This is a genomic window from Aliiroseovarius sp. (genome assembly GCF_030148435.1).
GTDB lineage: Bacteria > Pseudomonadota > Alphaproteobacteria > Rhodobacterales > Rhodobacteraceae > JASBTN01.
In genome coordinates this window covers 38,905-49,731 of the sequence record NZ_JASBTN010000041.1, presented here as the reverse complement: position 1 = coordinate 49,731, position 10,827 = coordinate 38,905, and the positions used below count along the sequence as shown (strand labels likewise).

Below are 10,827 nucleotides of genomic sequence, written 5' to 3'. Positions count from 1 at the left end.
ATGAAGGTCGTCGCTGCCAAGCGGCGCCGGTTTGGCTATCCCGTTGCCCTCTCGGCGATGCCAGCATCGCCGAGAGGGACGGATCGGGGTGATGCTGGAGCGCAAAGGGATGATCATGAACCACAAGAAACTGTATCGGCTGTACACGGAGGAAAAGCTGGGCGTCAGGCGACGACGGGGCCGCAAACGGGCGCGTGGCTCACGGACGCCGATGCCGGAGGCGCTGAGGCCCGGCGAACGCTGGTCGTTGGACTTTCTGTCCGACACGTTCGGCGCGTCGCGCAGGTTCCGCATTTTGGCGGTGAACGATGATTGCTGCCGAGAAAACCTGTGCCTGATGGCCGACACCAGCATCTCGGGCACCCGCGTGGCGCGGGAACTGGATGCGCTTGTTCGGCTGTATGGAAAACCGGCCAGTATTGTCTCTGACAACGGCACCGAGTTCACCAGCCGTGCAATCCTGAAGTGGGCGAACGAAAACAGCGTGGACTGGCACTACATCGACCCGGGCAAACCCCAGCAGAATGCCTTCATCGAGTCCTTCAACGGCAGCCTGCGCGACGAGCTCCTGAACGAGGAAATGTTCGACAGCCTGGACGATGCAAGGCGAAAGCTCGCGCTCTGGCGATACGACTACAACAACGTCAGACCGCACTCGTCGCTCGGAAACCAAACGCCCGCAGAAGCGCGCCGGACGCTTGAGCAATTTGAGGGCTCCGCGCCCGGCGCGCTTGCCCACCCTCAAACCGAAGACTATGAAAACCAAACCTGCAGACTCTCGCTATGAATGAGGGAGCCTCGGGGGGCAGGTCAATTGTTCAACGATTTGTTCTACGGTTCGACTCCCGTAGAGCAGCTTTTCGTTTAACTGCAGTATCTTATGGGAAAGAAATGGTGCCCAGGAGAGGACTCGAACCTCCACGTCCATACGGACACTAGCACCTGAAGCTAGCGCGTCTACCAATTCCGCCACCTGGGCAGGTGTCGTGAAGGGCGATTTAAAGATGGCGGCGGGGGGTGTCAACGCGATTCTGGACTTTTCTTTTCTTTTTTTCACCCCGCTCCCCGCGCTGCTTTGCCGCTTGTGAAAAACGCCTTGAAAAGCTAAGCAGAACGCACCGAATTCAAGGAGACCCAGCATGTCGAAACTCGTCACCATCTATGGCGGTTCGGGCTTTGTAGGGCGCTATATCGCGCGCCGCATGGCGAAACAGGGCTGGCGCGTACGCGTGGCCGTGCGTCGCCCCAATGAAGCGCTTTTTGTGAAACCCTATGGTGCCGTCGGCCAGGTTGAGCCCATCCTGTGCAATATTCGCGATGATGACAGTGTGCGTGCTGCGATGGCGGGGGCCGATGCGGTGGTCAACTGCGTGGGCGTTCTGGTCGAGCTGGGCAAGAACGGCTTTGACGCCGTGCAGAAGGACGGTGCCGCGCGCATCGCCCGCATAGCGGCCGAACAGGGTGTGGGCCAGATGGTGCATCTGTCGGCCATTGGCGCCAACCCGGAGAGTGATTGCGACTACAAGCGCACCAAGGGTGAAGGCGAAGCCGCCGTGCAGGCCGCTTTCCCCGGTGCCGTGATCCTGCGCCCCTCGATCATCTTCGGAACCGAAGACGGGTTCTTCAACCGTTTCGCAGGCATGGCTGCCCTGATGGGTCCGGTGCTGCCGGTCGTCGGGGCCGAAACGAAGTTCCAGCCGGTTTATGTCGATGATGTTGCCGCCGCGGCCGAGAAGGGCGTCTTGGGCGAAGCAGAAGCCGGCATCTACGAATTGGGCGGCCCGGACGTTGACACGATGCGCGGACTGATGCGGCGCATGCTGGAGCTGATTGAGCGCCGCCGCGGCGTGCTGAACATCCCGTTCTGGATTGCCCGGATCATGGGCTGGGGGTTCGACATGATGCAGAAGGTCTCGTTCGGCCTGGTGCCCGCCACGCTGAGCCGCGACCAGGTCAAGTCGCTGCGCGAAGACAATGTGGTGGCCGAGGACGCCAGGGGTTTCGCGGCCCTGGGTATTCAACCCAAGGCGATGGATGTGATCCTGCCGGATTACCTGTGGCGCTTCCGCCCCTCGGGTCAGTATGCGGCGATTACCAACTCGGCCAAGAACCTGAAGGCCTGATTGGTCGGACAATCACACAGCCCGCCGCCCCATCCGGGCGGCGGTTCCGTTTCAGCTGTAGGCTATCCACAACAGCACTCCACCCAATGCGATGCGGTAAATCACGTAGGGGGTAAAGCTCACCGATTTCAGCAACCGCATCATCAGGCTCAGCGCGAGCAGGGCGGCGACACAGGACAGGGCGGCGGCGATCAGCCCGTCCCGCGCGGCCGCCACGTTCGCGGTGCCGACGACTTCGATCCCCAACAGCGTCCCGGAGGCGATGATCGTCGGGATCGACATCAGCATCGCCAGTTTGGCACCGTCCTCGCGGGCATAGCCCAGCGCCCGCGCCCCCGAGATCGTCGCGCCTGAGCGCGAGGTCCCCGGGATCAGTGCCAGCGCCTGCCACAGCCCCATGATCACCGCATCGCGCAGCGACCAGTCGCCTTCGTGTTTGGTGAGGCCGCCCCGTTTGTCGGCCAGGTAAAGCACCACGCCGAAGATAATCATGGTCCAGCCGATCACGGTGATTGAGCGCAGGGCATCGTCAAGCCCGGTTGCATTCAGCACGAACCCCGCGACGACCACCGGTAGGGTCGCAACCAGCAGCAGAAAGGCCAGACGAGCCCCTGGCGTGTCCACACGTCCCCGCACCAGCCGCGGAACCCCGCCAATAGCTGCGCGAACGTCATCCCGGAAGAACAGAACCACCGCGACCAGCGTGCCCAGATGCACCGCGACGTCGATCACCTGGCCCTGATCCTCATAGCCGGTCAGAGAGGGAATCAGAATCAGATGTCCCGAGGACGACACCGGCAGGAACTCTGTAACCCCTTGAACAACGGCGATAATGAAGATCTGTAACAGTGACATCATGACCCATCTGCGTTAAAATCGGCGCCAAGCTAACTGATTGAGGTGAAAAGAAAAGACCGGATAAAGGTCAGCAATATATACCTAAAAATTCCGCAACGCGGCAAGAATCGAAAAAAAACCTGCCCCTTCGCGATATATAGGTCAGTCTTTCTGACTTTTCATTTGAGTGCGACCCGATTACACAGGCGCACCTAGCCATAAGATGGAGAGCGAGGGATGGCCAAGCAGCCGATGTTGAAATTCGTGACAGTGAACCGCGACATGCCTGAAAAGCGTGGGGCAGACGCGCGCAGCCAGGACTTCAACGAAATCTATGCCGAATTCGCCGCTGCCAAGGCCGCAGAACAGGCGAGCCGATGCAGCCAGTGCGGTGTGCCCTATTGCCAGGCGCACTGCCCGCTGTCCAACAACATCCCTGACTGGCTGCACATGACCGCGACCGGCCGGCTGAAAGAAGCCTACGCCCTGTCGCAGGCCACCAATACCTTCCCGGAAATCTGCGGCCGCATCTGCCCGCAGGACCGTCTGTGCGAAGGCAACTGTGTGATCGAACAGTCGGGCCATGAGACCGTGACCATCGGCGCGGTCGAGAAATACATTACCGACACCGCCTGGGAAGAAGGCTGGGTCGAGGACATCGTGCCGGGCGCCGAGCGTGGCGAAAGCGTAGGCATCATCGGCGCGGGCCCCGGCGGACTGGCCGCCGCGGACCGTCTGATCCGTTCCGGCGTGCAGGTCACGGTCTATGACCGCCACGACCGCGCTGGTGGTCTGCTGACCTATGGCATCCCGGGCTTCAAGCTGGAGAAGGACGTGATCATGCGTCGCTTCGACCAGCTTGAAAAGGCCGGTGTGAAATTCGTGCTGAACTGCAATGTCGGCGAGGACCTGACCTTTCAGGCGATTCGCGGCCAGCATGACGCGGTGCTGATTGCCACCGGTGTCTACAAGTCGCGTGACCTGCAGGGTCCCGGCGCCGGGGCGGCGGGCATCGTCAAGGCGATCGATTACCTGACCTGCTCGAACCGGCTGAACTTCGGCGACACCGTTCCCGAATATGAAAGCGGCGAATTGAACGCCGAGGGCAAGAAGGTGGTCGTGATCGGCGGCGGCGACACCGCGATGGACTGTGTGCGAACGGCCATTCGCCAGGGCGCCGAAAGCGTGAAATGCCTGTACCGCCGTGACCGCACCAACATGCCCGGGTCGCAGCGTGAAACGAAGAATGCGGAAGAAGAGGGCGTGGAATTCGTCTGGCTTGCCGCGCCCAGGGGCTTTGCAGGGGATCCGGTCAGCGGCGTCATGGTGCAGAAGATGCGCCTGGGGGCTCCGGACGCCTCGGGCCGTCAGAGCCCCGAGGTGATCGAAGGTGCCGATTACGTCGAAGAGGCCGACCTGGTGATCAAGGCGCTGGGCTTTGAGCCCGAAGACCTGCCGACCCTTTGGGGCGAACCCGATCTGCCCGTGACCCGCTGGGGCACCATCAAGGCGCAGTTCAACACCGGCAAGACCGACCTGGACGGCGTCTGGGCCGTGGGCGACATCGTGCGCGGGGCTTCGCTGGTGGTCTGGGCGATCAAGGACGGGCGCGACGCCGCCGACAATATCCTCGAGACATTGAACGCCCAAGTGCAGGTTGCTGCGGAATAACCATGGCGCGTTCCCTCCCCAGCCTGACCAAGGCCCTGGCGGCTTTCCTTGCCTGCACCCTGCCGGTGCAGGCACAGGACGCGCTTGTGCCGCAGGGCTGCGAAGCCTTCCTGACCGTGCAGACCCAGGGCTGCACCTCGCTGCTGATGTGGCGCTGTGAAAAGGAGCCCGAGGGCTATCACTGGGCCGCGGCTTTCGATGGGCAGGGGCTTCTGTCGATGTCGTCCTATGACCACCAGTACCAGTGGCTGGACACCACCTATCTTTGGGACAATTCCCGCGAGGTCCTGCTGGACAGCGAAGACCCGATCCACATGGATGACCTGCTCGACATCGGTCACGACACGTTTGCCTTTACCGTGCGCCGTACGATGCAGGGTCAGACCCGGAAGATGCGGGTGATTGGCGCCGATGTGCTGACCGGCGAAAGGGTGACAATAGACGGGATCGAGCTGGAGGAACTGTCGACCGAACTGCGCTATTTCACCGAAGCCGGTGACGTCGATTACCAGTCCAGGGGCACGCAATATGTCAGCCGCGAGCTGCGCCTGTTCTTCCCCGCCGTCGACCAGGTGGTGGCGCAGGACGGTGGCACCATCGAATACGATTCCCGCCCGGTGGATTTCATCCACCCGGGTGAACCCGGTTTCGGCGCCACAACGCCGCTTTACGGGTGCGAAGAGATCAAGACGCGCCTTCCGCGTCCCCACACGAATATCCCGGCCCCCGCGCCGGACCAGCCAACGCAGGTTTGGGCACCGGCCCGGAATGCGCCGAAAGGAGAGAGCCAATGACCAAATACGATGCTGAATGGGTTCGCAACGAAGAAGCCCGCCGCGCCTATATGGCCGAGCATTCGCTCTACCGCGCCGAGGACGAGCACAGCTCCTGTGGCGTCGGCCTTGTGGTGTCGGTGGATGGCAAACCCTCGCGTAAGGTGGTTGATGCGGGCATCAATGCGCTGAAGGCGATTTGGCACCGGGGCGCCGTGGACGCGGATGGCAAGACCGGCGACGGCGCGGGCATCCATGTTCAGATTCCGGCGCCCTTCTTCTATGACCAGATCCGTCGCACCGGGCATGAACCCCGCATGGACGAGCTGATCGCGGTTGGCCAGGTGTTCCTGCCGCGCACCGATTTCGGCGCCCAGGAAACCTGCCGCACCATCGTCGAGACCGAAGTCCTGCGCATGGGCTATTCGATCTACGGCTGGCGCCATGTGCCGGTGGACGTGTCCTGCCTGGGGGAAAAGGCCAATGCGACCCGTCCGGAGATCGAACAGATCCTGATCTCGAACTCCAAGGGCGTGGATGAAGAGCAGTTCGAACGTGAGCTTTACGTGATCCGCCGCCGGATTGAAAAGGCCGCCCAGGCTGCCTCGATCAACGACCTGTACCTCGCGTCGCTGTCCTGCCGGTCGATCATCTACAAGGGCATGATGCTGGCCGAACAGGTCGCCGTCTTTTACCCGGACCTGATGGACGAACGGTTCGAATCCGCCTTCGCGATCTATCACCAGCGCTATTCGACCAACACCTTCCCGCAGTGGTGGCTGGCCCAGTCGTTCCGCATGCTGGCCCATAACGGCGAGATCAACACGCTGAAGGGCAACGTCAACTGGATGAAGTCGCATGAGATCCGCATGGCCAGCTCCTTCTTTGGCGAGTTGGCCGAGGACATCAAGCCGATCGTCTCCGGCGGCGCGTCTGATTCGGCCGCGCTGGACGGTGTGTTCGAAGTGCTTGTGCGCGCCGGTCGCTCCGCACCGATGGCGAAAACCATGCTGATTCCGGAAAGCTGGTCGAAGCAGGCCATCGACCTGCCCGACGCGTGGAAGGACATGTATTCCTACTGCAACTCGGTGATGGAGCCCTGGGATGGCCCCGCTGCGCTTGCAATGACCGACGGCCGCTGGGTCTGTGCCGGTCTGGACCGCAATGGTCTGCGCCCGATGCGCTATGTCGTGACCGGTGACGGGCTGGTGATTGCCGGGTCCGAGGCGGGCATGGTGCCCACGGACGAATCGGCCGTGGTGGAAAAAGGCGCCCTGGGCCCGGGTCAGATGCTGGCCGTCGATATGGCCGAAGGTGCGCTGTACCACGACACGGAAATCAAGGACAAACTGGCCGCCAGCCGTCCCTTCGGGGAATGGGTCGGCAAGATCGTCGATATGGAAGCCGAGCTGGCCCAGGTCGAGGAGCAGCCGCTGTTTTCCGGTGAAGAGCTTCGTAAGCGCCAGATCGCAGCTGGTTACACGCTGGAAGAGCTGGAACACATCCTGGCCCCGATGGCCGAGGACGGCAAAGAGGCGCTGGCCTCGATGGTTGATGACACCCCGTCGGCGGTTCTGTCGACCAAATATCGCCCGCTGAGCCATTTCTTCCGCCAGAACTTCAGCCAGGTGACAAACCCGCCGATCGACAGCCTGCGCGAATATCGCGTGATGTCGCTGAAGACCCGTTTCGGCAACCTCAAGAACGTGCTTGATGAAAGCTCCAGCCAGACGGAAATCCTGGTCCTGGACAGCCCCTTCGTTGGCAATGCCCAGTTCGAAAAGCTGGTCAACGGGTTCAACGCTCCGATGGCGCGCATTGACTGTAGCTTCCCGGCGGATGCCGGTGCTGGCGGCCTGTCGGCGGGTCTGAAGCGTATCCGCGAGGAGGCCGAGGAAGCCGTGCGTTCCGGTGCCGGTCACATCGTCCTGTCGGATCGCGACCAGGGTGAAGACCGTGTGGCCATGCCGATGATTCTGGCGACCTCGGCAGTGCACAGCTGGCTGACCCGCAAGGGTCTGCGCACCTTTACCTCGCTGAACGTGCGGTCCGCCGAATGTATCGACCCGCATTACTTTGCCGTTCTGGTCGGCTGTGGCGCGACCACGGTCAACGCCTACCTGGCCGAGGACAGTCTGGCCGACCGTATCGACCGCGGATTGCTGGACTGCACCCTGACAGAAGCGACACGTCGCTATCGCGAAGCCATCGACCAGGGTCTGCTGAAGATCATGGCAAAGATGGGCATCTCGGTCATTTCCTCCTACCGTGGTGGCCTGAACTTCGAGGCCGTCGGCCTGTCGCGCGCCATGTGCGCCGAATATTTCCCCGGCATGGTGTCACGGATTTCGGGCATCGGTGTCTCGGGTATCCAGAAAAAGCTGGAAGCGGTGCATGCCGCGGGCTTTGGCCAAGGCAATGCTGCCATGCCGGTCGGCGGCTTCTACAAGGCGCGCCGCTCCGGCGAGACCCATGCCTGGGAAGCCCAGACCATGCATCTGCTGCAGCATGCCTGCAACAAGGCGTCCTATGAACTGTGGAAGCAGTATTCGGCGCGCATGCAGTCGAACCCGCCGATCCACCTGCGCGACCTGTTGGACATCAAGCCCATCGGCAAGCCGATCCCGATCGAAGAGGTCGAAAGCATCACCGCAATCCGCAAGCGTTTCGTGACCCCGGGCATGTCCCTGGGCGCGCTGTCGCCCGAGGCGCACCGCACCCTGTCGATCGCGATGAACCGCATCGGCGCCAAGTCGGATTCGGGTGAAGGCGGCGAAAGCCCGGATGATTTCACCCCGGAACCCAATGGCGACAACGCGTCTGCCAAGATCAAGCAGGTCGCCTCGGGCCGTTTCGGCGTGACGGCGGAATACCTGCTGCATTGCGAGGAACTGGAGATCAAGGTCGCCCAGGGCGCCAAGCCCGGCGAGGGCGGGCAACTGCCCGGTATGAAGGTCACTGACCTCATTGCGAAACTGCGTCACTCGACCAAGGGCGTGACGCTGATCTCGCCGCCGCCGCACCACGACATCTATTCGATCGAGGATCTGGCGCAGCTGATCTATGACCTCAAGCAGATCAACCCGCGCTGCAAGGTAACGGTGAAACTGGTGGCCTCGTCCGGCGTCGGCACGATTGCCGCCGGTGTGGCCAAGGCCAAGGCCGATGTCATCCTGATCTCGGGCCACAATGGCGGCACGGGCGCCAGCCCTGCGACCTCGATCAAGTTCGCCGGTCTGCCGTGGGAGATGGGCCTGACCGAAGCCCACCAGGTTCTTGCCATGAACAACCTGCGCGAACGTGTCACCCTGCGCACCGACGGTGGCCTGCGCACCGGGCGCGACATCGTCATGGCCGCGATGATGGGAGCCGAGGAATACGGTATCGGCACCGCCGCCCTGATCGCCATGGGCTGCATCATGGTGCGTCAGTGCCAGTCGAACACCTGCCCGGTTGGCGTCTGCACTCAGGACGAAAGCCTGCGTGACAAGTTCGAAGGCACGGCGGACAAGGTGGTCAACCTGATCACCTTCTACGCCCAGGAAGTGCGCGAGATCCTGGCCCGTATCGGCGCCCGCTCGCTGGACGAGGTCATTGGCCGCGCGGATCTGTTGAGCCAGGTCAGCCGTGGCTCGGCCCATCTGGACGACCTGGACCTGAATCCGCTTCTGCTGACCGTGGATGGTGCGGATTCAATTGTCTACAACCGCGACCAGCCGCGCAACGCCGTGCCAGACACGCTGGATGCAGAGATCGTGCGCGATGCAAGCCGGTTCCTCGAAGATGGCGAGAAGATGCAGCTGTCCTACGCCGTGCAGAATACCCACCGCACCGTGGGCACCCGCACCTCGAGCCACATCGTGCAGAATTTCGGCATGCGCAACAACCTGCAGCCGGATCACCTGACGGTAAAGCTGACCGGGTCGGCCGGTCAGGCACTGGGCGCCTTCGCGGCACCCGGTCTGAAGCTCGAAGTCTCGGGCGATGCAAACGACTACGTTGGCAAGGGCCTGTCCGGCGGCACCGTGGTTGTGCGTCCGCCGATGGCCTCGCCGCTGGTTGCGTCCGAGAATACGATCATCGGCAACACGGTGCTTTACGGCGCGACCGATGGGTACCTCTTTGCGGCCGGCCGCGCGGGTGAACGTTTCGCCGTGCGCAACTCGGGCGCCAGCGTGGTGATCGAGGGCTGCGGCTCGAACGGGTGCGAATACATGACCGGCGGCATCGCCGTGATCCTGGGATCGATCGGATCGAACTTCGGGGCGGGCATGACCGGTGGCATGGCCTACCTCTATGACCCGGAAGGCGAGGCCCAGGACCACATGAACATGGAAACCCTGGTCACAAATCCCGTCGCAAACGCACATTGGGAAGCCGAGCTGAAGGGGCTGATCACCCGTCACTTCGAGGAAACCCGCAGCGTGAAAGCCGGCGAGATCCTGCAGCATTGGGACGCTGAGAAGGCCAACTTCCTGCAGATCTGCCCGAAAGAGATGCTGGACAAGCTGCCCGTCCCCCTGGATAGCGAAGCCGCGGCAATCCCGGCAGAATAAGCGGCGGAGCTCTGACACATGGGGCGGCCCCACAGGGCCGCCCTTTTCCTTTGCTTGACCCGCCCCTGTCCGGCATGGTCAGAAAGACCCATGGCACGAGCAGGAAAATCCAGATCGAAAGCCGCGCGCTGGCGGCCGCGTCCCTTGCGCTGGACGTTCAGGCAGCTGCGTCGGCTCGTGCTGCTGGCCATTGGCGTCCTGGCCCTCGCGATCAGCTTCTACGCCCTGTTTGATCCCCGGTCGACACCCTACATGAACGCTGAACGAAGCCGCTTGGGCGAGGTCGATTTCCAATGGGTGCCGCTGGTCGAGATTGCCCCGGTCATGGCGCGCTCGGTCGTTGCCGCCGAAGATGCGAATTTCTGTGCCCACTGGGGGTTCGACATGAGGGCCATCCGCGCGGCCATCGAAGAAGGTGGCGGGCGCGGCGCATCTACCCTTAGCCAGCAGGTGGTCAAGAATGTCTACCTCTGGCAAGGGCGCAGCTGGGTGCGCAAGGCGCTGGAGGCGCTCATCACGCCGGGCATGGAACTGGTCTGGTCCAAACGGCGCATCATCGAGGTCTATCTGAACGTGGCCGAGTTCGGCGAGGGCGTCTTTGGCGTCGAGGCGGCCGCGCGTCATTATTTTGGCGTGGGGCCCGAAGATCTGAGCGCCCGCCAGGCCGCTCTTCTTGCCGCGCTTCTGCCGGATCCGAAACGTCGCTCGGCGGCGCGGCCCTCCGCCTTTGTCGAGCGCCGCGCCGCCGAAATCCGTGACGGGGCCGCAACGATCCGCCGGGATGGGCGGGCCACCTGTTTCGAGGATTGATCCTCCCTACCTTTTTGCGGCATTAGGGGGCATACGCGCACCATTCCCGATTGAGCC

At 62.7% G+C, this 10,827-nt stretch carries 6 protein-coding genes, 1 tRNA gene and 1 pseudogene; 6 read left to right on the top strand and 2 right to left on the bottom strand.

All coding sequences use genetic code 11. The annotated features are described in order from the left end of the window. Nucleotides 1-79: 79 nt before the first annotated feature. Nucleotides 80-787 (top strand): annotated as a pseudogene (locus Q1V43_RS07705) (IS3 family transposase); the annotation flags it as partial. A gap of 105 nt (nt 788-892) precedes the next feature. On the opposite strand, the gene Q1V43_RS07700 reads toward Q1V43_RS07705, so the two are convergent. Further along, nucleotides 893-979 (bottom strand) — tRNA-Leu (locus Q1V43_RS07700). A gap of 160 nt (nt 980-1,139) precedes the next feature. Between Q1V43_RS07700 and Q1V43_RS07695 the strand changes: the two genes are divergently transcribed. Continuing rightward, entirely contained in the window at nt 1,140-2,123 is a 984-nt protein-coding gene (locus Q1V43_RS07695) for a complex I NDUFA9 subunit family protein (RefSeq protein ID WP_300516104.1), read from the top strand. A gap of 51 nt (nt 2,124-2,174) precedes the next feature. Here Q1V43_RS07695 and Q1V43_RS07690 read toward each other — a convergent pair whose 3' ends face one another. Continuing rightward, nucleotides 2,175-2,978 (bottom strand): undecaprenyl-diphosphate phosphatase, encoded by an 804-nt coding sequence (locus Q1V43_RS07690; RefSeq protein ID WP_300516113.1) that lies wholly within the window; start codon nt 2,976-2,978, stop codon nt 2,175-2,177. 219 nt (nt 2,979-3,197) lie between these two features. On the opposite strand from Q1V43_RS07690, the gene Q1V43_RS07685 reads away from it, so the two are divergent. From Q1V43_RS07685 to mtgA, 4 genes are all read left to right on the top strand, one after another. Then, nucleotides 3,198-4,631: an NAD(P)-dependent oxidoreductase gene (locus Q1V43_RS07685; protein WP_300516101.1), complete on the top strand. Its 1,434-nt coding sequence runs from the start codon at nt 3,198-3,200 to the stop codon at nt 4,629-4,631. A 2-nt stretch (nt 4,632-4,633) separates the two neighbouring features. Further along, nucleotides 4,634-5,425 carry a hypothetical protein gene (locus Q1V43_RS07680; RefSeq protein ID WP_300516098.1) on the top strand — a complete coding sequence of 264 codons (792 nt, stop codon included), beginning with the start codon at nt 4,634-4,636 and terminating at the stop codon, nt 5,423-5,425. Further along, the gene (gene gltB, locus Q1V43_RS07675) at nt 5,422-9,960 is read left to right on the top strand and encodes a glutamate synthase large subunit (protein ID WP_300516096.1); all 4,539 of its coding nucleotides are present in this window, start codon (nt 5,422-5,424) and stop codon (nt 9,958-9,960) included. Before Q1V43_RS07680 ends, gltB begins: the two co-directional genes overlap by 4 nt. Before the next feature lie 90 nt (nt 9,961-10,050). After that, nucleotides 10,051-10,770, top strand: coding sequence for a monofunctional biosynthetic peptidoglycan transglycosylase (gene mtgA, locus Q1V43_RS07670; protein WP_300516093.1), 720 nt, complete (start codon nt 10,051-10,053; stop codon nt 10,768-10,770). The last annotated feature ends 57 nt before the right edge of the window (nt 10,771-10,827 follow it).